The organism is Paenibacillus sp. MER 99-2 (assembly GCF_023714095.1).
In the GTDB taxonomy this organism is placed as follows: domain Bacteria; phylum Bacillota; class Bacilli; order Paenibacillales; family Paenibacillaceae; genus Paenibacillus.
In genome coordinates this window covers 2,360,439-2,383,905 of sequence record NZ_JAMAUZ010000001.1, presented here as the reverse complement: position 1 = coordinate 2,383,905, position 23,467 = coordinate 2,360,439, and the positions used below count along the sequence as shown (strand labels likewise).

Below are 23,467 nucleotides of genomic sequence, written 5' to 3'. Positions count from 1 at the left end.
TCCGGTGATGCGTAACTTACCCACGATAACTCTTGAGCGGCTCCAATTACGTCCGTTCCAACTGCATGATGCAGATTCTGTTCAACAGCTAGCAGGAGACCCTTACATCGCAGAAATGACACTCTATATCCCTCATCCGTATAAGGATAGTATGGCTGAGGAATGGATTCGCACACATCAGGATCAATTCATTGAAGGAAAATCAGTTACGCTAGCCATTGTGCACACAGAGGAATCATATCTAATCGGTGCGATGACTATAGCACTTCATACTAAGTTTAATCACGGTGAACTGGCGTACTGGATTGGTGTACCATTTATGAATAATGGCTATTGTACAGAGGCAGCCAGAGGTATGATGGCGTATGCGTTTGACGAATTAAAGTTAAATCGTGTGTACGCTCGTTATCTAGGTAAGAATCCAGCTTCAGGCAAAGTGATGGAGAAATTGGGTATGAAGTTTGAAGGATGCTTAAGGCAACATGTCATAAAGGGAGATACGTATGAGGATCTCGCATATTATGGTCTACTTCAAGACGAGTATCTGACCAAAAGGAGATCTGTATGAAGCTTTATCATTTTAGTGAAGAATCTGATATTACAATATTTGAACCAAGAACGATTTATAATCAGACGGATGCCAAAGTGTGGACGATTGATGCGTATCATGCTGCACATTATTTTTTTCCAAGAGAGTGCCCCAGGGTTTGTGTATGGTCTAAGGAAGATGCGGAAGAGTTCAATTTAGCTCGGGAATTTGGCATAACTTCTTCCAAACGTATGATTGCGATTGAATCGGATTGGTATGACCGGGTGCGCGAAGGACACATCTATAGATATACATTTGAGCCTGAGCGATTTGAGCTAGAAAACGAAGATGCAGGTTATTATACTTCGAAATGTACTGTTCGACCAATCGCCGTGGAACGCATGGATGATTTAATCGGTGCAATTTTAAAAGAGGACATTGAGTTCAGGGTCATGCCTTCACTGATGCTATTGAAACAAAAAGTGCTGGAGTCGAATGTACAATTTTCGATGATTCGAATGAGAAATGCAAAGGAGTGATTATGATCGTCACTTTTCCAATGATTGAAACGGATCGATTAGTTCTTAGAGAGCTGACAATATCGGACGCTCAAGCGGTGTTCCAACATTTCTCGGATGCAAGGGTTACTCAATTCATGGATATCGAGCCTTGTGTGAGCCTTACTGAAGCAGAAGAGATCATCCAATTTCATATCGCAGATTCAGGTTGTAGATATGGTCTGTTTCTTAAGCTTAATCATGAGCTTGTAGGCACATGTGGGTTCCATTGTTGGGATCAGGGGCAGCCTTCCAAAGCGGAAATTGGCTTCGATTTGACTGCATCCTATTGGGGTCAAGGTCTAATGCATGAAGCGCTGACCGAGGTCGTCAAAATGGGGTTTGACCACATGAAAGTTGATTATATTGAGGCAACGGTGGAGCAAGCAAATGCTCAATCCATTAGACTCCTGCAAAAGATGCATTTTCATAAACATGATGAGCTTGTTGACAATCTACTCTATTATACGTTGACCAAGAAAGAAGCAGCAGGTACTTAGAAGCTCACGATTCTAATAAAAAAGGAACGGTGAATGTTATGGACTCGCCCAAAATCACATTACAACGTATTACGAGAGAAAATGAATTAGCTTGTATAGCCCTCAGACCGCGAGAAGATCAATTATCACTCGTTGCTAGTAACGCTGATTCCCTTGTGCATGCGGTGAAAGAGGTTACTTCAATACCTCATGGAATCTATGCAGATGATCTTATGGTTGGGTTTGTCCTATTTGACAACGAAGTGTATTCAGACGGATATTACTGGATCTTGCGGTTGATGATTGACGAGAAATATCAGGGTCGGGGTTATGGGAGAAGTGCGATCAAGCAAATTATTAATCAATTGAAAGATAGAACGGATTGTAGACAAATCAGAGTATCGCATGTGCCTCACAATACGGTAGCTAATCGGTTATATAAGCGGTGTGGATTTCATGAAACAGGTGAGTTTGAAGATAATGGAGACATCATATTGAGCTATTCACTTGGGGTGAATGAACATGGTCATTAGAACTGTTTCGCTCTGTCTAATTCGTAAAGGGGATAACATTTTAGTGCAGGAAATCGTTGATCCAGTTGTTAAGCAAACCTTCTATAGACCCATTGGCGGAACCGTAGAGTATGGTGAGAACAGCAAAGATACAATTATCCGAGAAGTAAAGGAAGAAATAGATGCGGAGATCAAAGAGCCAAAGTTGCTATATGTTATCGAAAATATTTTTTCATACTTAGATAATGTGGGTCATGAAATTGATTTTATATATGAAGCTGAACTGGTCGATCGAAGCTTGTATGATACCAACGAAATTCAAGGCATAGAAGGAGCCACTCCGTTCAGAGCGGTATGGAAATCGATCCCTGAACTCTCATCTCTTACATCGCATGCACAAGCAAAACTTGTCCCCGATGGATTGTTAGATTTACTGTTATCAGGCAACTTAGACCATGGCTGATGGTGTGCCCATACGATATTTTCCCAACACAAGTGAATAGGTTTCATATATAATGAAAACTGTATTCCAACATACATATACTATCAATCGCGAGGTGCACCATAAACATGCCAACCATCTATGATTTTACTGTGACCAAAACGAGTGGCGAACGTTTCCCGCTCTATCAATATGAGGGTAAGCCTGTGCTGATCGTAAATACGGCAAGCAAATGTAAGTATACCCATCAGTTTGATGATATGCAGAAGCTCTTTGACCAGTACAAAGATCAGGGCTTACAGATTATCGGTTTTCCTTGCAATCAGTTTGCAGAACAAGAGCCGGGAAGTAGTGCAGAGGCAGAATCCTTCTGTCAGATTAATTATGGTGTGAAGTTCCCAATGTTCTCGAAATTGGACGTGAATGGTGAAGCAGCTCATCCATTGTATGACTTTCTGAAAAGATCGGGTCCATTCGCAGGTTTTGATGAGACAGATGTACAAGCGAAGTTACTGAAGCTTATGGTCGCGGATAAGGCGCCAGAATGGTTACATGGCGATGCAATCAAATGGAATTTCACTAAATTCCTAATTGATGGCGAGGGACGTGTAATTAAACGTTTTGAACCGATTGATTCCATTGCTGATATTCAGGCAAGCATTGAGCAACTTCTGTAATTGGACAAGGAGCAGATTGCGTTATCATAAGTTATAATACATGATGTTCCTATAGAGGCCATGACACGTAACGTAACCAGATATGTGTTCATGGCTTCTGTTGCTTCATGGGACAAAAACCTCTCTCCAACAGGAGGTATTATTAATGCCACGAATGATGCATTTTACCAACCCGCTTGAATATAGCTATCGCTCTACCAGTTTATTTAACGTGGGGAAGTCGGATGGATTTCATGCTCATGCTCAGTATGAGATTTATTATTTTCATGATGGGGAGTGTACGTATATCATTGGAGACCGTGTCTATGTGCTAGCACCGGGAGACTTAGTGCTGATGCATGGCATGACACTCCACAGACCCCATCCCATTGTAGGCAAACGTTATGAGCGAACGACACTTCACTTTGATCCTTCAGCAGTTCGCAGCCATTTACATCCGGATCGAATGGATGAAGTGCTCCAGCCTTTTGAAGAATTAGGGAATTGCCGAATTAATCTAAAAGGAGAAGTGCGAGCAGAGTTTGAACAATTGTTATTGCAGCTTCATCAGCTTTCATTGCACACAGGCTCCTTTGTACAGGAACGGTTGAACGTTCGATTGTGTGAACTTTTGTATGTTATTGCTGGTATCTGTCAGGGCAACCTAGAAGAGCATCGCCCTTCTTCGGATAAAGAACGACATGTTCAACACATCATTCGATATGTAGACATGCATTATATGCATGATATTAGTCTGGATGATCTGGCGAATGAGCTTCATCTATCGAAGCCTTATATGGCGGGTTTGTTCAAAGAAACGACAGGCAGTACGATCTTTAAATATCTATACGACCGGCGAATCAATCAGGCCAAGGTGTTATTTCAGTTTCAACCTGGTATTAGTGTAACCGAAGCTGCACGTCTGTCAGGATTCAAGCGTTTGTCTCATTTTAGTCGCATTTTCAAACAAAGTGTCGGTTGCGGTCCAGATCTGTACCGGACTCGTTTACACCAGTGACATAGTTAAGGTCGGTCAGCGTATGCTGGTCGGCCTTTTTGTTGTATATGATGATCGAAATTGAGCAGCAAATACGCCATTCCTTTTGTTTAGAAGACAAGCAGAAAAGGTAAAGAAAGGGTAAAGAGAAGATCAGCATCTTAATTCGAAGGAGGCGTTAAGAATGGAAAATAACAAATTAGGCGATACTACATCATCGAAACAGAAATATAATCACGATCACCCCGAGCAGTACCCCACGGAGAAGGAAAGTTTGTTCGATAAATATGAAGAGGAACAGACGGTAGATCCGATTCCGATGGAGGATTTGAATATGGAGAAACAAGAAGAGAAACGCAAAGACGAGACAAAGAGTAATTCGTCCACAGAAGAGAAGTACCGCGCTGATTATCGGAAATCGTAAATATTCGATGAATGTCTGAGCTCTGAAAGTATGCACTTCATTGTAAAAAGGGATCACAAAGTTTGTATATTTAGTGAAAATAAATTAGTTTATTGACTAATGTTTGTTACTATATTATAGTTACTAATGTTAGTAAGATGAATGAAAAATTTAGGAGGCGAATATGTAATGTCTACAACTTTCTTTGACGCGTTGAAAAACAGAAGATCTTATTATGGAATCAGTAAAGAATCCACTATCTCGGATGCCAAAATCCAAGAGATCGTAGAAGAAGCGGTGAAATACACGCCAACTTCATTCAATTCACAAACATCCCGCGCAGTCGTATTGCTGGGCGAGCAACATGATAAATTGTGGAATCACACAGAAGAAATTTTGCGTGAGGTTGTAGGTAACGAAGAAGCATTCAAATCTACAGCTGAGAAAATGGCAGGATTCCGTAGCGGTTATGGTACGGTTCTGTTCTTCGAAGACAACAACGTAATTGCACAACTCCAACAGAACTTTGCAGCTTATGCGGATAATTTCCCAATCTGGGCTAACCAATCCAATGGTATGTTGCAACTGGTAATCTGGACAGCACTGGAACAAGAAGGGTTGGGCGCTTCCCTGCAACACTACAATCCACTGATCGATGAGAAAGTTAAACAAGAGTGGAACATTCCAGAGAACTGGAGATTGATCGCTCAGATGCCATTTGGTAAACCAACAGCTACACCAGGTGAGAAAGAATTCCAACCGATTGAAGAGCGTGTAAAAGTACACAAATAAGCTACATTGCTTAACTGCTTCATATACAAATTTCCAACATTTAACCACATACGGCCTCGCTTCAATTTGGTACGATGATTTATGTTCGTACTCCAATGAAGTGAGGCTTTTTAATGTGATAAATGAAAGAAAGAAACGTATCTATATGCGGGCTTTAAAACTGGTATTGAGTGGCGTAGTTCTTCTTGGATCAATGATGAGTTACAACAACAACAAGGCTCAAGCAGCAGGTGCTACGCAACAATTTCAAGATATCAGTAATAGTTATGCACGTATTGCTATTATGAATCTAGTAAATAAGGGCATTGCTGCGGGGACCACCGACCATACATTTGAGCCTAAGAAAGCAGTGACCCGAGCTGAGTTTGCCACTTTTGCGGTTAGAGTACTGGGACTTAAGCCGGTGAAAAACAATCTGAGTCCCTATCAGGATACGAGTTCAACTGCATGGTATTACGGCAATATCTCTGCGATGACAAACCTTAATATTATGGAAGGAAAGGGTCAAGGGATATTCCAACCTAATGCCAACATTACGAGAGAGGAAGCAGCAACACTGCTGGTGAGAATGCTGAAACAGCAGACAGGCTCTACCGGACTACTTCCTTATACTTATGCAGATGCATCCCTTATATCAGGTTGGGCCAAACCTTATGTTCAGGTGGTCTATCAATTAGGCTTAATGCGAGGCAGTGATGGATATTTCCGACCACAGGATCAGGTGACAAGAGAAGAGGCGGCGGTTATGCTTCATGCGATATTGCAGAATAAAGCATGGTCTGAGCAGCTGCAAACACCAGATCAATTGGGGATTCAGCTTGGTTGGCAATATGATTCAACGACAGCAGAATTTAAGCAACAGGTGCAACAATCGGAAGTGAACACACTCGTGCCCAGGTGGTTTTTCCTGAATAGTAGCATGCAGGTGACAGACCATACGGATTCCACGCTATTAACGTGGGCAAGGTCTACGGGGAGGGAGGTGTGGCCTCTTCTTGGGAACCGTTCCAATCCGACACTTACCCATCAGATGTTATCTAGTGCTACGAATCGTGCCAATGTGATATCTCAGGTGGTTGCTTATGTGAAAAAATATGATTTACATGGCATTAATGTAGATTTTGAGAATGTACAGCCTGCTGATCGAGAGGGGTTGACTACATTTGTCACATCCCTGGCGACATCTCTACACGCGATAGGCGCTGTTATATCTGTGGATGTGTCACCTAACCTTGGAACGGATTGGACGGCAGCTTTTGATTACGCTAGGTTAGGAGCAGTATCCGATTATATGGTATTGATGGGATATGAGGAGCATTGGAATGGTGACCCCATTGCGGGTTCGGTTGCCTCCCTTCCGTGGGTAGAACAGGGACTGGATACCATGCTTGCTGACGTTACACGCTCCAAAGTAATATTGGCGCTGCCACTCTATACACGGGATTGGTCATCACAGAACACAGCTACAAGTTCATGGGATATAACGCTTGGTGAGCAGGGAATGCGAGCCAAGGCTCAAGGTTCTGTGAGACAATGGAATGCAAGTTTGGCACAGTATGTCATTGGTTATTCAGGTAGCGGTATTCCACGATATATCTGGGCAGAAGATAGCCGTTCGTTGACTGCCAAAGTGAGGATGAGTACAGAAAGGAAAATTGCTGGTTTAGCGTACTGGTATATGGGCGGAGAAACCTCGGATGTGTGGAACGCCATTTCGAATGCTGATCGCTTTGAATCATATGTGTTTTCATATTAAATATAGCTACAACCCAAATAAACCGAGTTGCTCGCGGATGGTTTGGGTTGTTTGCTTTGGATCAAACTATAGGTAGACGTTTGAGTTAGTGTAGTTGGTTTAATGAATATAAGGGTTTTATGAAACTACACATAGAAGAAAAGAAGATGATAGCATTGGAGGAGAGAGAGCATGCAGAATTATGATTGCATTATTGTAGGCGGAGGAATCGCAGGGCTTCAGGCAGCTATTCAGCTGGGACGTTATAGCTCACATCATGTGCTTGTAATTGATGCGGGAGAAGGACGATCCACCCTGTGCCGAACCTATCATAATATTCTTGGTTATCCTGACGGCGTTTCCGGAGAAGAGTTACGCGCCAAAGGCAGAATGCAGGCAGAACGAACCGGAGTTGATTTTCAAAAGGGTCGTGTAATTGAAGCTCAGCGAAAAGGGGAACGTATTCAGCTTACCTGTGATAATGGGTTAACTTTTGAAGCGAGTACCGTTCTTCTGGCTACTGGACTTTCTGATCGTATTCCCGATATCCAGGGATTAAACCCTACTCTCGGCAAGACGGTGTATGTATGCCCGGATTGTGACGGCTATGAGATACAAGACCGTAAGACCGTTTTGTTAGGTTCTGGCGAGGCTGGTGCGAATATGGCGTTGGTACTCATTGAGCGAACCAATGATCTGTTATATGTGAATCATGAACATAAGCAGATCTCCGCTGAGCTTCATCGTCGGATGAAGGAAGAAGGGGTTCGTTACCTTGAAGCTACTGTGCAGGAAGTGCAGCAATCCGAAGAGGGTTATATTACAGGAATTCTAACCGAAGATGGTCAGATGTTTGAATCTGAGCGGGGTTTTATCGCTTTTGGAGGCAACCGGGTACACTATGAGTTGGCGGAGCAATTGGGTGCTGAGATTGCTGACAATAGACATGTGAGAGCTGATCCACGCACAATGCAAGCAGCTCCAAATGTATGGATTGCGGGTGATCTTGGTGTGCATGCCGAACAAGCGACAGTTGCTATGGGAGAAGGAGCGATTGCAGCTATCTGGATTCACAAGGAATTGCAGCGTATTGCTAAGGAAACAAAGGTAAGCCAGCTCTAACCGATGAAAATCATCAGTGACCTATCTCGCATAAAATAAAGAAGAAGAAAAGTCCTTGTACCCTTGTTCGGGTAGAAGGACTTTTTCTTTCTGTAGTACGTGTTATGATTTGTTCTTATCATTTTGATCATTTTTGGTGTTTTTGTTTGGGTGAGCTATATTATCCACGATATCTCCTAAAGCATCCTCAATCATGTCTGTTGGACCTGGATTGTCTTGGTCTGGATGTAAGATGGCGTTTACACCAGGTTTCAGATTTTCATTTCTTTTATCTTTTTTTGATTCGCTCATAAGTTGTTCCTCCTTCTGATATAAAGTACGAGGTATACCTAACATCTGCAATTGTTGTAATCTATATGTAAACGATTAACCAATTCGTTTCATTTGAAACGTGGTAAATGGAGGGATCAGGTACAAGTGGTCAAAAAAGGTGCGATACTCCTATTACTGGCGATGCTATGTATTTGGTCTTACTGGAGAACGAGTGGAAGTGATCAAGATCCTTATCTGATCACAGACTATAGTCGTTTGCATCCCGTAAAGGTGGAGCGAATTGTATCAGGAGAAGAGGAGCAGCAGCTGGTTAAGCTGCTACAGGAAGCCAAGAAACATAATATGACCGTATCGATTGCTGGACAACGACATAGTCAGGGAGGCCATACATACTACAAAGACGGAATTGTAATTGATATGACATCGTACAACCGGATACTTGAGATTCGGCCTGAAGCGAAGAAAATGACAGTACAGGCGGGAGCTACCTGGGCAGATGTACAACGTGCCATTAATCCCTATGGACTATCTGTGAAAAGTATGCAGTCCCAGAACATCTTTACGGTTGGTGGTTCAATAAGTGTAAATGCGCATGGACGTGAACTCCGTAATGGAACGTTAATGGAGAGTGTTGAATCCTTTCGGTTGTTAACAGCAGAGGGCGAGATTAGAGAAGTCAGTCGTACGAATGATGCAGAACTTTTCTCTTTGGCATTAGGTGGATATGGGTTATTTGGTGTAATTCTAGACGTCACGTTAACGTTAACTGATGATGAATTGTATCGATTGACCACAGATCAGGTTCTCGTTAAAGATTATCCGGCGTATTTCCGTAAAGACATCTTAGGCGATTCAAGTATGCGGATGCATCTGTCACGCATTTCGTTGATACCGGGTGAGGGCTATTTTCAGGATATGTATGCAATCAATTACGCTTTAGATTCTGAAGGTGATTTGAGTGATTACAATCATCTTGCGGTGCGAGAGCAGGGTGTGCTACCAGCCAAAATCCTGTTTAATCTGAATCGAGAATTTCCGTGGGCTAAGGACTGGTTCTGGCAACTGCAACAACGTTATTTTGAGTCTCAGGATGGTCAGCGAATCAGCCGTAATAATGCCATGGCATCTCCGTCCGCATTTATGGAGTATCATCAGCCTGGAAGCAATGACCTGCTCCAAGAATATTTTATCCCGATGGATGAATTTCCAGCTTTTGTGCAAGAGATGGGGAAGATTGTATCTGAACAGGAACTGGATTTGCTCAATATAACGGTACGTTATGTGAAACAGGATGAAGAAGCTATGCTCTCATATGCAACACAGGACATGTTTGGGCTTGTCTGTCTTTTTCACGCTTCTTTATCGGAGGAAGAGCAAGCTACATTCAAATCTGGCCTTCAGCAGATCATAGATACAGCTATTGCACACAACGGTACGTATTATTTGCCGTATGAGGCTTATGCCACTTCAGAACAATTCGAACAAGCATATCAGCATAAGCAGGCTTTTTTTGCAGCTAAAGAACGATATGATCCTGAACACCGGTTTATGAATTATTTTATGGAGCAGTATGGGGGGAAACATGAATGAGTATTCAGTGGCTTGTCCGCTCACAGAGCATCGTCACACTAGCATCAGGAATGATCTATCCATATTATTTGCTTTTTCTCAAAAATTTAGGCAATAGCTTCTCGAAATACGGTCTAGCCTTTGCCGTCTTTACGATCAGTTCCGCAGCTGCTTCCCAATGGCTCGCACCTCGTTTGGATCAACATGCGAAGCAATGGCTTATCGTTAGCTCACTAGGTATGGCAGCTGCCATGATTGCCTTTCCATGGGTCTTATCATACACGTGGGTACTGATACTACAGATCATGATGGGATTATGTAATGCGATGCAGCGTATGAGCGAGCGAACATTACTGGCGGATTATACCTTACCGGGTCAGCGTGGACAGGCGATGGGGAATTATCATTTTTGGACGTCGGCGGCCTCAGGTTTTGCGGTTATACTGGGAGGAGTTCTGATTGATTGGCTCACGATTGATGTGTTATTTTATCTGAGCGCTGCGTTATATGTAGGTGGGGCATGGGCAGTGTGGAGATCGGTATCGTCAGTGGAAACAAAGTGATGGTAAAAAGTAGCGTATAGAACTGGCTGATTAATCCTTGAGCAGAGGTTTATATTATAAGTAGCTATATTAATCACGCTTAAGGAGGAATTCCGAATGACTGAAAACAACCATGTTATTCATAAAGATGGGCAGGTCGCTACAGAACAAGTAGAAGGTGCAATCAACAAAATTCCTTCCGAACAGAGGGATAACATTTTAGAAAATTTTGATGCCTTTAAAGAATATCTTGGAAAACGGATTGCCGTAGGGGAGTCCATTGGACTGGGTGAAGAACAAATGGCCAAAATCGCTGAGAAAGTAGCCGATTATCTGGCTGCGAAGGAAGAGCCCCGGAACCGGGAAGAGAAACTGCTTCAGGAGCTATGGAATGTGGGCAAGGAAGAAGAACGTCATATGCTTGCTCATATGCTCGTCCGGTTAGCACAGCGAGCACATTAGTCGAGAGATATAGAGAGGCCTTGGATGTGAACATCCAAGGTTTTTTATTTTTAATGCTGTCTTCTTTATCGCAGTCCCATGTACTGTGGTATTTTATCGTGTTAGCGAAAGTAGTGGTGACGTTGATTGTAACTATTTTTCATCTGGCTGATACTTTTGCAATAACGACTTCACGTATGATATAGGGAGTAAGAAATAACGGATTTTCACATGTAGCGTTTGAGATGGAAGGCTTACGGTTAAGAAATAGTAACGTTCATATAAGGAGAGATGCTGCCTATGAAGAACGCGGCGAGACAATGGAAACTACGAATGCTGGGTATTGCTGTTGCGGTACTGGGCATGATTGTGATTGCTACATATGTATTAACACCTGCTAATGCTGAGGAAAATGCATCCGCTACTCCGGCTGCTGCCAAACAGGTTCAGGCTAACAATACTGAGATGTTTACAGCCTTTGTGGACAATCTACAGCAGGAGAACGGCAAGCTTTACCTTGTGGTTGATAAAATTGGCTGGTATCAAGGTGAAGAAGCAGATAAAGTGTTTGAACAACGCAATCCGGATTCAGGTCTAGACGGTGCTCCTGATGGGTATTATATCGTCAATGATAACGAGGAGCAGGAGAAGTTTGAAGTGAGTGCAGATGCTGAGGTGTTGATGCAACTTTATGATCGGGATGGAACGATTCAGGGTGCAGACATTCAATGGAATGAGCCAATTGAACTCAGTACATTTGAAACGCTGTATGACAAAAAAGATATTTTGGATCTAGCCGTGTTCCCATATCATATCACGGTACAAGACGGCAAAGTGGTTAAAATTGTACAACAGTATATTCCTTAATCGTAAAGGATAAGATTGAAGCATTCCTTCCGTTCGACAAGAGCGGTTAGGAATGCTTTTTTAGTTGAAACCATCTCTTAGTATCTTCAGCTAATTCCATTTTGTTACAAAATCAATGATAAATACGTTATGAAATGGTTTCAGATATGACAAATATTCGAAGAAGATTGTAATTCATTGTAGGTACAGTTATCATTAGAAGAATGGTTTTTTTACATATTTTCAGGGGGATGGTCATGCTTAAAGACATGATTGCGTTAACAAAACCCGGATTGCTGCGGTTGAATGTATTTGCGGTAGCCGTAGGCTTCTGGGTCGCTTCAAAGTGGGATATTTCTTGGTTATCCCTGTTCATGGTCGTGATTGGATCTACGTTGGTTATTGCCTCAGCTTGTGTAATTAATAACTATTGGGATCGGGAACTTGATCAGAAGATGGAACGGACGAAGAAGCGGATCGAATACATTAATCATCTGAAGCCGTCATTTGTGCTCTGGTACGGAATTGTACTTGGTGTCGCGGGGTTCATCGTGTTGTATGTTATGGTTAATCCGTTGTCGGCTTGGCTTGGCCTGGGTGGATGGTTTGCTTACATTGCGATCTACACCATCTGGTTGAAACGCAGCTCGACCTGGAGTACGTCCCTTGGAGGAATCGCGGGTGCAATGCCACCCGTCATTGGTTACTGCGCTGTTACGAATCAGATTGATGTAGGTGCATGGTTGCTGTTCGCTCTGTTATTTCTCTGGCAGCCGCCCCATTTCTGGTCACTTGGCATTCGGCGGGTAGAGGAATATCGCGCGGCGGGATTCCCGTTGCTGCCTGTTGTCAAAGGCGTAAAGCGCACGAAGCTACAGATGATTCCTTATGTATTGCTGTTACTACCCTCGGTGTTCCTACTGTATTACTACAACTATGTAGGCTTGGTATTTCTGATCGTCGCTTTAGGCGGCGGACTGCTCTGGTTAATTCATACGTTGAGTGGTATGAATACGAAGGATACGGAGAAATGGGCCAAAATTAATTTTTTGATCTCGGTCAATTACCTGATGGTGGTATTCATTGTGATGGTGGCTAATACGACTTGGTCGTAACATAGATCCCAGGTGAACAATCTTTAAAAGCATTCTATGGAGAATAGTTGGACAACCTTTGTTGTCTTGAGATACTCCTTGGGGTGCTTTTTTAGTATATAATATAATCATAAGATGTACATAAAAGGATGTTTATGGGAGAACGGAGTATTGAGATGAGCGAATTACAGCAGGCTATTGTGTTAAGACAAGAGGGAAAAGCCGAAGAGGCTATTGTATTGTTAAAAAAAATAACGGATCAGGAGCCGGCTCATGCTCAGGCATGGTATCAGCTCGCATGGGCACATGACAACCTAGGATTGGAGCGGGAAGCTGTTCCATACTACGAAAAGGCGATACAGCTCGGATTGGACAAGGAAGATCAAGCGGGAGCTATTCTTGGTTTGGGGAGCACGTATCGAACACTAGGGGAGTACACAGAGGCTGAGAAGTGGTTGGCGCAAGGAATCAAGTTATTCCCTGAACGTCGTGAATTTGAAGTGTTCTATGCCATGGTTTTATATAATCTCGGTAAACATGCCGAAGCAATGCAACGTCTGCTCATCCAATTAGCAGATACGTCTAACGATTCGAATATTGCTGATTATCAGCAAGCCATTCGTTACTATGCAGATCAACTTGATCGGGTATGGGAGTAACACTTAAATTCGGGAGGTGTATGCATGCCTTTTCTTAAAAAAGTCGTACTTCGATGGCACGATTGCCCGCCGGAGCAACAAGATCTTTTCCCTTATCACATTCCTGCATTACGTAATCTTGATGAATTAGAATTCAGGCATAAGGTGACCTTCCTGGTAGGAGAGAATGGCTCAGGCAAATCGACACTGCTCGAATCAATCGGCGTAAGCTGTGGTTTTAGCATTGTGGGTGGTAAGGATCTGGTTATTACGAATGAAAAAGACGATGCCTCGTTATCGACCATTATGAATCTGCAATGGATGCCGAGAGTGAAGCAGGGGGTTTATTTTCGAGCTGAAACTTTTGATACATTTGCCAAGTATATCGATGAACTTGCAGATGATCCTAGCGTTGGTATGAGCGCATACGCACCGTATGGAGGGAAGTCTTTGAATGTGCGGTCACATGGTCAGGGATTTCTTGAATTTCTAACCAATCGTCTGAGCACAAAAGGACTGTATTTACTGGATGAGCCCGAATCTGCTCTATCGCCACAGAATCAGCTGGTCTTGTTAAGGATGATTCATGAGATGGAGAGCAGCGGGTCGCAATTTATCATCGCGACTCATTCCTCCATATTAATGTCGTATCCGGATGCTTGCATTTATGAGTTCAGTGAAGAAGGAATTATAGAAGTGGCGTATGAGGATACGGAGCACTTTCTACTGACCCGTGACTTTCTTAATCATCGAGAACGGTATTATAAGCAGTTATTCGTGGATTAGGGCGTATCCTAGTTAGACGGCGGCAACCATTCTTGTACCGTTTCAATAAACCGACGTGATGCGGGAGCGAGATTACCGAGCGAGGTACAGGCGATACCGATCGTGCGATAAGGCTCACCTGTGATGGGCACAAGAGCGAACTCATCGGTGTGACCTTGTACCACCATTTCGGGCAGCAGGCTGATGCCAAGCCCATTTCGAACCATTGCCATGATGGCTTGATCCTCGGCTACCTCGTAGATCACGTTCAGTTTCACGGCATGTATGCGAATTAAACGTTCAATTTCGTTGTCGCCACCCCACTTCGGCAAAATGAAAGGTTGTTCCTGTAATACATCGAAACTAACAGATGTGGTGTGAGCCAGGGGATGATCTAGAGGCAGGATACACATCATCCTGTCTTTTTGTAATGGAATCGTTTCATATGGTGTAGTTTCACCAAGGGATAAAAATCCAAGGTCGATCGCCCCACCAGCAAGCCAGCCCTCGATTTCTGCATAATCACCCTCCCATAGCTTGATCTCAATTCCGGGATGACGCATTCGAAATTGTGTAAGAATTCCAGGCAACCATTGCGTTGATACACTGGCAAACGTTCCTATGCGAACAGTACCCACTTCAGCTCCTCGGATTAGGGAAATCTCTTGGTTCATTAATTCTGTCCAGCGTAGAATCTCGCGTGTATACCCAAGAACTCGTTCACCCTCAACTGTAATCCGAACCCCAGACCGTCCACGACTCAGTAGTGGGAATCCACATTCCTTCTCAAGACTGGCAATCGCATGACTAACAGCGGATTGCGTAATATTAAGCGCTTCTGCAGCTTTGGTAAGGCTGCCATATTCCACGATTGTATTGAATATTTCATATTTAATTAACGACATGAGCGCATGATTCCTCTCGTTTCAAAATACATGAATTTATTTCATGTATATCATTATAATTATTCATTTTAATAATGCAAAGAGATCGTTTATACTTGCCAAGGCGAATTCATTTGCCCTGACAGATAAGCAGATAAGATCATACAGAATGAAGGTAGACTTAGAATGAGTAGAGTTAGCAGTAGACCCACTAATGGAGCGAGAAGAGCTGACATTCAGATGTTGCTTGCAACCGTTATTTGGGGGTCATCGTATTTATTTATGAAATCTGGACTGGAATCGATTCAGGAATTAAATTTAGTTGCTTTCCGGTTTGCAATCGCATTTATTGCAGCCGCCGTTATTTTTCACCGTAGGTTATTCCGAATGGATCTACGTACACTTATAGCAGGAGCGGTTATGGGAACAGCATTATTTGCAGCATTTGTGTTCATTACATATGGTGTACAGCGAACAACGACATCACAGGCTGGTTTTTTGATTAGTTTGGCCGTTATATTTGTACCAATCCTAACAACGATTATCCATCGACGTATGCCAGATACACGTCTCATGTTGAGCATCATTGTTGCGGTTACTGGACTGGGATTGTTGACTCTTCAGCACGAGCTCAGCTTACATACCGGAGATATCCTTTGTATTGTTGCCGCATTGATCTATGCAATTTATATTATGATCGCTGGCAAATTCACACCAAAGCATGACCCGTTAACACTGGGAACGGTACAATTAGGGGTTGCCGCGATCTGGGGTATTGCCGCTACCTTTTTGTTCGAAAGTCCTCGTTTGCCGGATTCACCTGAATCATGGGCGGCGATTCTAGGGCTGGGTGTATTATGCAGTGGTATAGGTTACATATTGCAGACACTAGCACAGCGACATGCTTCCCCGACCCGCACAAGTCTTATTTTCTCTTTAGAGCCGCTATTTGCCGCCGCGTTTGCTTTTAGTTTTCAAGGTGAAACCTTAACGCTACAAGGATATACAGGAGCAGCACTGATGTTGGTTGGTGTATTAATTACCGAGATCAAAGCCGTTGAACTGATGTTCTGGCGTCGCAAGCAACCTAGTATACCGTCAGAACTAGGAGAACGGGGAGCACCTGGAGTCTAGTCAATACAATCATTAGTGAAATATAAGGAGTGGGGTATCTTTTCATTCAAATGAAGAGAGCCCCGCTTTTTGTTTTGCACATTTTATCTATTAGCGGATCATCGAATACAGTTTAGTGAAGAAAAAAAGATGTTCTAACAACCAAACAAAATAATAACTTGTTTTGTTGAATTCAACTTTTTATGCTACACTGGATGAAAATAAGGGAAAACGGGTGAGTCGTATGGCTAAAAAGGTAACGATGCAGCAAATTGCCGATGCTGCCGGCGTATCGAAGTTTGCTGTCTCTCGTGCTCTGACGGGGAAACCGGGAGTAAGTGAATATACACGTGAGATGATTGTAAAGACCGCAGCTCAATTAGGTTACTTCAAGGCTGAACCGAAACGTTATCCGATCGAACAGGCTGTAGAGCAGGACAATCTTTCAGATAACACAGGAACCATTTTGGTGCTGTTCCCTAATATTCGATCACAGAATCGCTCTTCACTCTATTGGGGACCGGTATTCGACGGTATTTCAGCCCGCTTGAATGAGAAGGGGCTAGACATATTAACCTTAACAGAACCTTCATCAGATCGGATGTTCTCTGTGCTGAATCCAGAAGCAATCAGGGGGATTATTACAGTTGGCGCAATCTCTGCTTCAGTATTGCTGGAGATTTATCGGTTGCGTATCCCACTTGTAATGGTGGATCACGAGGAACCGGCGGTTCATGCAGACACAGTGTTTACGGATAATGTCAAATGTATGAGAGAACTCGTGCTTATGCTGATTGGCAAAGGGTACAGGCATTTTCAGTTTGCTGGCGAGCTGCCTGATGCAGCGAGTTTCAGAGAGCGCTGGTTTGGTTATCGTTCCGTGCTGGAAGAGATGCAGATTCAATCCAATCAGCAACCAGGACTACTTGGACCGGACAACGATCATATTCGAAAAGCGATTGAAGAGATGAGGATTGAAGATCTTCCAGAGGTCTTTGTCTGTGCCAATGATTTTACAGCTGTCGTTGTGCTACGTGCTCTTAAAAATAAAGGGATTGATGTCCCAGGACGCTGCTCCGTTACTGGCTTTGATAATACAAGAGCAGAGGAGCCGATAATGGCTTCGGTCCATATTGATAAAGAGCATCTTGGTAAGAGAGCGGTTGACCATTTATTGTGGCGGATTGAACATCCGGATCAGCCTTTAGAGCGCAAGTTAATTTACTCAGAGTTAGTTGTAAATGATATGCATCAGACCAAGCTACTGTAGAATAAAAGTTCAGTATTCACCGCAAAAATGAACAGGAATTTTACTAAGACATAGGCATGATACAGCCTGATGTCTTTTTTTGTTTGCGTTAGCAAACATAATAAAGGTTATTTACAAAACGAATGTTGACTATGTTAAGGTTATCATGTTATTTTTGTTTTGTAAGTTATTGATATTATAATAACAAAACCTAACAAAGTGATTTGCTGGTGTTTGCAAAAAAACTTTATTCATAACGGAGGCTAAGATGAGTACAATACAATCGCAGGTTTTTCAGAACTGGACGTTTAAGGCATGTGAGGATCAAGAATGGTTACCCGCACAAGTACCGGGCTGTGTACATACGGATTTGCTGAAGCTGGGGAAAATTCCGGATCCGTTCTATGGAACCAATGAAAAAGAGGTTCAGTGGATTGATAAGAAAGATTGGGAGTACCAAACGAAATTTGATGTTCAAGAGAAGTTATTTGCACAGGAGCATCTGGAGCTTGTATTCGATGGACTAGATACGTATGCAGATGTATATGTGAATGATCAACATGTGTTGTCTGCGGACAATATGTTTCGTGTGTGGAACGTTGATGTGAAAGCGGTTGTTAAAGCACAAGACAACGTGCTCAGAATTCGTTTCCGTTCTCCGATTCAGGAAGATCTGCCTAAGCTTGAGAAGCTTGGATACGCTCTGCCTGCAGCGAATGATCAATCCGATGTAGGCGAGCTCGGAGACAAAAAGGTGAGTATTTTTGCCCGTAAAGCTCCGTATCACTATGGATGGGATTGGGGTCCACGGTTCGTAACAAGTGGCATCTGGCGTGAGGCTCGGTTGGAAGGCTGGTCTGAGGTGCGAATTAATGATGTATATATCCAGCAGCAGGACGTGAGCGCTTCGGTCGCTTCATTGACTGCTGTGATAGAGATTGATGCAGACCATGCGGGCGATACCGTCATTCGGATCAGTACACATGGTCAGGTTTGGGAACAGGCTGTAACGTTAAAGTCAGGCCTACAGACCGTAGAAGTTCCTGTTACGATTGATCAGCCGAAGTTATGGTGGAGCCGCGGACTTGGTGAAGCACATTTGTATTCTTTTGTGACAGAAGTGCTTGCTGGAGAGCGTGTGTTGGCGGAATCAACGGTTAAGACGGGTATTCGTTCAATTCGTTTGGTTCGTGACAAAGATGAGGTTGGGGCGTCCTTTTATTTTGAATTAAACGGTGTGGCGGTATTTGCCAAAGGAGCAAACCACATTCCTAACGACAGTTTCATTACCGAAATTACAGCTGAACGTTATCGACACGAGATTGTCTCCGCTGCGGAGTCCAATATGAATATGTTAAGAGTATGGGGCGGAGGCATCTACGAAGAGGATGTATTCTACGATTTGTGTGATGAATACGGTCTGTTGGTATGGCAGGACTTCATGTTCGCGTGCAGTATGTATCCTGGAGATGAAGCGTTCCTCAATAGTGTAAGACATGAAGCGATTGATAATGTTAAACGTCTGCGTAATCACCCTAGTATTGCATTGTGGTGTGGTAACAATGAGATTGATTCAGCTTGGGCTCACTTCAATGAGAACGGTGGCTGGGGTTGGAAGAAAGACTTCAATACAGAGCAACGCGAGAGCATCTGGGCAGATTACAAAGCCGTTTTCCATGATCTATTGCCAGAAGTAGTGGAAGCCTATGCACCTGGTATTGATTATTGGCCATCTTCACCGCTTGTATCTCTGTCAGATGACGAGAAACAACATGCCCATCCTTCTACATCCGAAGGGGACATCCATTACTGGGGCGTATGGCATAGTGTTGAACCTTTTGAAAACTACAACGTTCACGTTGGTCGCTTCATGAGTGAATACGGATTCCAATCCTTCCCAGAATATAAATCAGTGCGTACCTATGCCGAGGAAGAGGATCTGGCTCTTGAATCCGAAGTGATGCTGGCTCACCAGAAGAACGGTGCAGGCAATCGTCTGATTAAACAATACATGGATATGTACATGCATGAACCGAAGGATTTCCCATCCTTCCTGTATATGAGTCAAGTTCTTCAGGCAGAAGCGATGAAGACAGCTATTGAAGCGCATCGTCGCCGCAAACCGTACTGCATGGGTACGCTCTACTGGCAAATGAATGATTGTTGGCCTGTAGCTTCATGGGCAGGTATGGATTATCTCGGTCGTTGGAAAGCATTGCAGTACTACGCGAAACGCAGCTTCAGTGATGTCCTGATTTCAGTCGATGGTACCAAGGAAGCTACAACGGATATTTATCTCATCTCTGATCAACTGGAGGCTGTGAAAGGAACATTGCAACTACGGCTTATCGGATTTGATGGAACTGTACATCGTGAAGAAGAGCATCAGGTAACGCTTGGATCGAACTCCGGCCAACAAGTGCTATCCCTCAATCAGGCAGAGTGGTTACAAGAGCTTAGTCCAGCGACAACGTTACTACGACTTGATTTGAAGCAAGAAGGACAGGCGGATATTGTGCAAGAGCACTATTTTGCTCCATCGAAGGATATCGGCTTGAAGCAGGCTCAGATTCAGGTAAAAGAAGTTAAGGAGAACGATACGGTGTATCTCGAACTTGAAAGTGATGTTCTTGCAAAACAAGTATGGATTTCTTCTGAAGCAGAAGGCGTATTTTCGGATAATTTCTTCGATCTCATTCCAGGTATCCCGGTTAAGGTGAAGTTTACGTCGAGAGCCGGACTGCAAGATTCAAGTGCAGCATCGTCCGCGGGCTCCATTCAGGTTCGTTCGATGGCTGATTTTATTAAGCTATAATTCAACATATTCTGAGTTGAGAAATGGTCTGATGATTACAAGGCTGTTGACTCTCCCTTAGTGGGGGAGCAACGGCCTTTTTGGCTACTATATTATCGAAGGAGTAGCGTGTTCTTCAACTTGTACTTCAATTTGTGATGCAAATTCGTTATCATTGATAATTATTATCATTTGAACAAGGCTGTTATAGGGTTGGGTGAAGGTGATTTACATAAAGCTGGGAGAAAGGAAAACAACATGAGTATGCAAGATCATATTCAATTATGGGATCAGGTTCAGGTGCGTGTCTTAGATGTACGTTTCATGAGTTTCCAGAAGAGCGAGCAGATGCGACGATATGTTCTACCTACAAGTACGTTTGTTTTTATAAGCGGTCGGGGACAATTGTGGTTGAACCACGAGGTGTGGTCATCAAGCCGATTCCTACTATTGCATGGAGGTAAAGGCCGATATTTGACGATTGAGGCTACAGAGCCCATTGAAGTTTATTTTATATTTTATAAAGCTACGTTACCATCTAATGTACTTCGAGAGTACCATATGATGCTGCTTAACAGTAATCCTTTTGAGCAGAACTGGGCAGAGGAACCCGTACATCCACTGGAGCTGCGTGAGCTCTCTCAACATATTCATCGCTGCTGGAATGAACAGGATCATCTGGGCAAACTGCAAATCAAAGGCTACTTTTTTCATTTGGTTCAACTTGTGACCCGGCAGCGTTCAGAGAGACAGGGTGGCGAGCAGCTTCCTTCACTAACCGAACAGGTTTTGCGTTATATCTCGGGGCATTTTCGGGAACAGCTCTCGCTGGATACGTTGGCAGAGTCATTGAATTATAGCCCGCAATATCTATCCAGGAAGTTCAAAGAACAGACAGGGGTTACACCGACAGAATACATCATTCAGATGAGAATGAACGAAGCGCAGAATTTACTTGTCTCAACGGAAGCAACTTTAAATGAGATTGCTACCTATGTGGGGTACCCCGATCCCTTTTATTTCAACAGAGCTTTCAAGAAGGAAATGGGAACAACACCTGGTAAGTTTCGTATAGAGCATCGCAAACGAATGAATAGGGTTTCGAAAAATACAATAAATGAAACAAATGAGTCCATTGTAAGCAAGGAGACGGAACGTTATCCTTTAGTTGATGATGATAATCATTATCAATTTAATGGAGATGAGGAAACGGAAATGTTTAACAATCTTAAAGCAGCACTGATGTCACTTGTGCTGATCTTCACATTGAGTGCTTGTGGCACAGCCACGCAGAGTGCCGTATCGACTGATGCAGCGGCTGAAGAAGCCGAACAGCCTGCTGTTGTAGAGATGAAAACCGTGAAAACGGCATTTGGGGATGTAGAAATTCCTGCCCACCCGCAGCGAGTTGCCGCTATAGATTATCTGGGAACAGTACTTGCTCTTGGTGTTAAGCCCGTTGGTGGAGGGCAATTTCTGATGAACAGTCCATACTTAGAAGGTCACTTGGATGGTATTGAAGTCATTGGAGATTCCGTTGAGCAATTAATGGAGCTGCAGCCAGATTTCATTATCACATTGAATCCCGACAAAGCAGCTTATGAAAAATACAGTCAGATTGCACCAACCGTCTCGATTGCATCGATTACGTTCCCAGCGCTTAAGGATGAGGTGAGTTATTTCGGCGAGGTGCTCGGGAAAGAGGCAGAAGCACAGGAGTGGCTTGCTAACTTTGATCAAGAGATTGCTCAAATTAAGCAAAAGGTCAATGATGTTGTTCCAGCTGATACAACGTTTTCGGTCATGCAGGAATATGATCGTCAGGTCTTTATATTTGGTAATCAATCGGGGCGTGGAGGACGTAACATTTATGAGTTGCTTGGCCTACAAGCACCTGAAGTAATACCTGCCGAGTTAATGGAGGGTGCATATCATGAATTCTCCATTGAATTGCTCTCTAAATACGCAGGGGATTATCTCATTTTGACTAGCAAAGCACAGCTTAAGGAGCTTCAAGCAGATCCGGTGTGGGGCTCATTGCCTGCTGTTCAGAATGGACGTGTGTATTTATGGACTGAGGAAGAGTCTTGGTTCCGTGATCCGATTGCTCTGCTGAAGCAGACACAAGATCTGGCTGAATGGATCATTGATCTCAATTCAAAATAGTAAAATCACATGAAAATAAATCATTCAGCTTCAGTATTCAATGTTAAAACGTGCTGCTTCGTTTTTACCGGAGCAGCACGTTTTCTTATATGTAAGACTCATCGTGTGGGGGAGAGAAAGTATCATCTGTGAAAAAGAACAGTGGGAGGTTAAGAGAATACAAGCACGTGAGGTTATTTACTCTGTTCTTCACTTTGAATTTGGTTCAGTTGATCAAGGCTTAATGTAAGGTCATTTTCGGGATTCGCACTAACAATCACCGGAGATGAGGCCTGCTCTGTCGACTGGCTGGATTTGCTCGCCGGTTTGATCACATACAGACTTTGAATGGAGTTGAGGAGACTGGCGGGTGTGTCTTCGTAGGTTTCAAGGAAGAGCACATAATCCTTCGTAGGAATAAGCGAGACGTGGTCATCATTGATAATCTCTGTGTTATTCAGTTGTCCTCCCAGTTGTTTAACTTCAAGCGTATCCCCTGCTACGAATGCACCTTTGTAGGATTCAGCAACTTGAATCGTATGAATGGTGTAGATTTTGTCAAAAGCAAGCCCTTCATTACCCGTATTTAACTCAGCATTTTGAGCAATTCCCTGATCAGTTTCGGAAGCTTGTACCCTGTCATTTAATGCTTCTACACGAGTTTGGAGCACATTGCCTTTGATGATGGTATCCGCTCGATCCGAAAGGTCGTTGATGCTTGAATAGCTGGGAAAGTCTTCTGAAGCAATCACAGTGATCGGAGCCTGAGAAGTTGATGCCGTTTGTGTATTGACCGAAGAACAACCTAGTGCAAACAGAATGAAGATCGAAGAGGCAAACAGGGTTAATATTTGAATTTTTCTCATGAATATAATTCCTCCTTGAATGGG

At 43.3% G+C, this 23,467-nt stretch carries 25 protein-coding genes; 22 read left to right on the top strand and 3 right to left on the bottom strand.

Annotated features, from left to right (window positions below):
- Positions 1-7: 7 nt before the first annotated feature.
- From M3636_RS10560 to M3636_RS10510, 11 genes are all read left to right on the top strand, one after another.
- On the top strand, positions 8-568 hold the full coding sequence (locus M3636_RS10560) for a GNAT family N-acetyltransferase (protein ID WP_251382426.1): 561 nt from the start codon (positions 8-10) through the stop codon (positions 566-568).
- Positions 565-1,068, top strand: coding sequence for a DUF6886 family protein (locus M3636_RS10555; RefSeq protein ID WP_251382425.1), 504 nt, complete (start codon positions 565-567; stop codon positions 1,066-1,068). The genes M3636_RS10560 and M3636_RS10555 overlap by 4 nt, the downstream gene beginning before the upstream one ends.
- A 2-nt stretch (positions 1,069-1,070) precedes the next feature.
- Positions 1,071-1,586, top strand: coding sequence for a GNAT family N-acetyltransferase (locus M3636_RS10550; RefSeq protein WP_164848680.1), 516 nt, complete (start codon positions 1,071-1,073; stop codon positions 1,584-1,586).
- Positions 1,587-1,624: 38 nt separating this feature from the next.
- Positions 1,625-2,098, top strand: a complete 474-nt coding sequence (locus M3636_RS10545; protein ID WP_128101561.1) for a GNAT family N-acetyltransferase — start codon at positions 1,625-1,627, stop codon at positions 2,096-2,098.
- A complete protein-coding gene (locus tag M3636_RS10540; protein ID WP_251382424.1) occupies positions 2,088-2,540 on the top strand; it encodes an NUDIX hydrolase in 453 nt (150 codons plus the stop codon). Before M3636_RS10545 ends, M3636_RS10540 begins: the two co-directional genes overlap by 11 nt.
- 107 nt (positions 2,541-2,647) lie before the next feature.
- Positions 2,648-3,196, top strand: coding sequence for a glutathione peroxidase (locus M3636_RS10535; protein WP_128101563.1), 549 nt, complete (start codon positions 2,648-2,650; stop codon positions 3,194-3,196).
- A 145-nt stretch (positions 3,197-3,341) separates the two neighbouring features.
- The gene (locus M3636_RS10530; protein ID WP_128101564.1) at positions 3,342-4,193 is read left to right on the top strand and encodes an AraC family transcriptional regulator; all 852 of its coding nucleotides are present in this window, start codon (positions 3,342-3,344) and stop codon (positions 4,191-4,193) included.
- 163 nt (positions 4,194-4,356) lie between these two features.
- Positions 4,357-4,596 (top strand): hypothetical protein, encoded by a 240-nt coding sequence (locus M3636_RS10525; RefSeq protein WP_128101565.1) that lies wholly within the window; start codon positions 4,357-4,359, stop codon positions 4,594-4,596.
- Between the two features lie 168 nt (positions 4,597-4,764).
- Positions 4,765-5,367: a nitroreductase family protein gene (locus M3636_RS10520; RefSeq protein ID WP_128101566.1), complete on the top strand. Its 603-nt coding sequence runs from the start codon at positions 4,765-4,767 to the stop codon at positions 5,365-5,367.
- A gap of 115 nt (positions 5,368-5,482) precedes the next feature.
- Positions 5,483-7,123: an S-layer homology domain-containing protein gene (locus tag M3636_RS10515; RefSeq protein WP_251382423.1), complete on the top strand. Its 1,641-nt coding sequence runs from the start codon at positions 5,483-5,485 to the stop codon at positions 7,121-7,123.
- A 171-nt stretch (positions 7,124-7,294) separates the two neighbouring features.
- Positions 7,295-8,224 carry an NAD(P)/FAD-dependent oxidoreductase gene (locus tag M3636_RS10510; protein ID WP_128101567.1) on the top strand — a complete coding sequence of 310 codons (930 nt, stop codon included), beginning with the start codon at positions 7,295-7,297 and terminating at the stop codon, positions 8,222-8,224.
- 102 nt (positions 8,225-8,326) lie between these two features.
- On the opposite strand, the gene M3636_RS10505 is transcribed toward M3636_RS10510, so the two are convergent.
- On the bottom strand, positions 8,327-8,515 hold the full coding sequence (locus M3636_RS10505; protein ID WP_128101568.1) for a hypothetical protein: 189 nt from the start codon (positions 8,513-8,515) through the stop codon (positions 8,327-8,329).
- A 126-nt stretch (positions 8,516-8,641) separates the two neighbouring features.
- On the opposite strand from M3636_RS10505, the gene M3636_RS10500 reads away from it, so the two are divergent.
- From M3636_RS10500 to M3636_RS10470, 7 genes are all read left to right on the top strand, one after another.
- Positions 8,642-10,087: an FAD-binding oxidoreductase gene (locus M3636_RS10500; RefSeq protein WP_251382422.1), complete on the top strand. Its 1,446-nt coding sequence runs from the start codon at positions 8,642-8,644 to the stop codon at positions 10,085-10,087.
- On the top strand, positions 10,084-10,629 hold the full coding sequence (locus M3636_RS10495; RefSeq protein WP_145410659.1) for an MFS transporter: 546 nt from the start codon (positions 10,084-10,086) through the stop codon (positions 10,627-10,629). The genes M3636_RS10500 and M3636_RS10495 overlap by 4 nt, the downstream gene beginning before the upstream one ends.
- 96 nt (positions 10,630-10,725) lie before the next feature.
- Positions 10,726-11,070, top strand: a complete 345-nt coding sequence (locus M3636_RS10490) for a DUF3243 domain-containing protein (protein WP_128101570.1) — start codon at positions 10,726-10,728, stop codon at positions 11,068-11,070.
- 279 nt (positions 11,071-11,349) lie between these two features.
- Positions 11,350-11,916, top strand: coding sequence for a hypothetical protein (locus M3636_RS10485; RefSeq protein ID WP_251382421.1), 567 nt, complete (start codon positions 11,350-11,352; stop codon positions 11,914-11,916).
- Between the two features lie 236 nt (positions 11,917-12,152).
- Positions 12,153-13,010 carry a heme o synthase gene (gene cyoE, locus M3636_RS10480; protein ID WP_145410662.1) on the top strand — a complete coding sequence of 286 codons (858 nt, stop codon included), beginning with the start codon at positions 12,153-12,155 and terminating at the stop codon, positions 13,008-13,010.
- Between the two features lie 155 nt (positions 13,011-13,165).
- Entirely contained in the window at positions 13,166-13,648 is a 483-nt protein-coding gene (locus M3636_RS10475) for a tetratricopeptide repeat protein (RefSeq protein ID WP_145410663.1), read from the top strand.
- 24 nt (positions 13,649-13,672) lie between these two features.
- Positions 13,673-14,413, top strand: coding sequence for an AAA family ATPase (locus M3636_RS10470; protein ID WP_251382420.1), 741 nt, complete (start codon positions 13,673-13,675; stop codon positions 14,411-14,413).
- An 8-nt stretch (positions 14,414-14,421) separates the two neighbouring features.
- Here the strand turns inward: M3636_RS10470 and M3636_RS10465 are convergent, their stop codons facing one another.
- Positions 14,422-15,297: a LysR family transcriptional regulator gene (locus M3636_RS10465; RefSeq protein ID WP_128101575.1), complete on the bottom strand. Its 876-nt coding sequence runs from the start codon at positions 15,295-15,297 to the stop codon at positions 14,422-14,424.
- Positions 15,298-15,462: 165 nt separating this feature from the next.
- Here M3636_RS10465 and M3636_RS10460 point away from each other — a divergent pair, with 165 nt between their 5' ends.
- The 4 genes from M3636_RS10460 to M3636_RS10445 all read left to right on the top strand — a co-directional run bounded on the left by M3636_RS10460 (position 15,463) and on the right by M3636_RS10445 (position 22,598).
- Positions 15,463-16,410 carry a DMT family transporter gene (locus M3636_RS10460; protein WP_251382419.1) on the top strand — a complete coding sequence of 316 codons (948 nt, stop codon included), beginning with the start codon at positions 15,463-15,465 and terminating at the stop codon, positions 16,408-16,410.
- A gap of 223 nt (positions 16,411-16,633) precedes the next feature.
- Complete coding sequence (locus tag M3636_RS10455; protein ID WP_251382418.1) at positions 16,634-17,659, top strand: LacI family DNA-binding transcriptional regulator; 1,026 nt, start codon at positions 16,634-16,636, stop codon at positions 17,657-17,659.
- Between the two features lie 247 nt (positions 17,660-17,906).
- Complete coding sequence (locus M3636_RS10450; RefSeq protein WP_251382417.1) at positions 17,907-20,453, top strand: beta-mannosidase; 2,547 nt, start codon at positions 17,907-17,909, stop codon at positions 20,451-20,453.
- Positions 20,454-20,690: 237 nt separating this feature from the next.
- Positions 20,691-22,598, top strand: coding sequence for an AraC family transcriptional regulator (locus M3636_RS10445; RefSeq protein ID WP_251382416.1), 1,908 nt, complete (start codon positions 20,691-20,693; stop codon positions 22,596-22,598).
- Positions 22,599-22,771: 173 nt separating this feature from the next.
- On the opposite strand, the gene M3636_RS10440 is transcribed toward M3636_RS10445, so the two are convergent.
- Entirely contained in the window at positions 22,772-23,443 is a 672-nt protein-coding gene (locus M3636_RS10440) for a hypothetical protein (RefSeq protein WP_251382415.1), read from the bottom strand.
- Between the last annotated feature and the right edge of the window lie 24 nt (positions 23,444-23,467).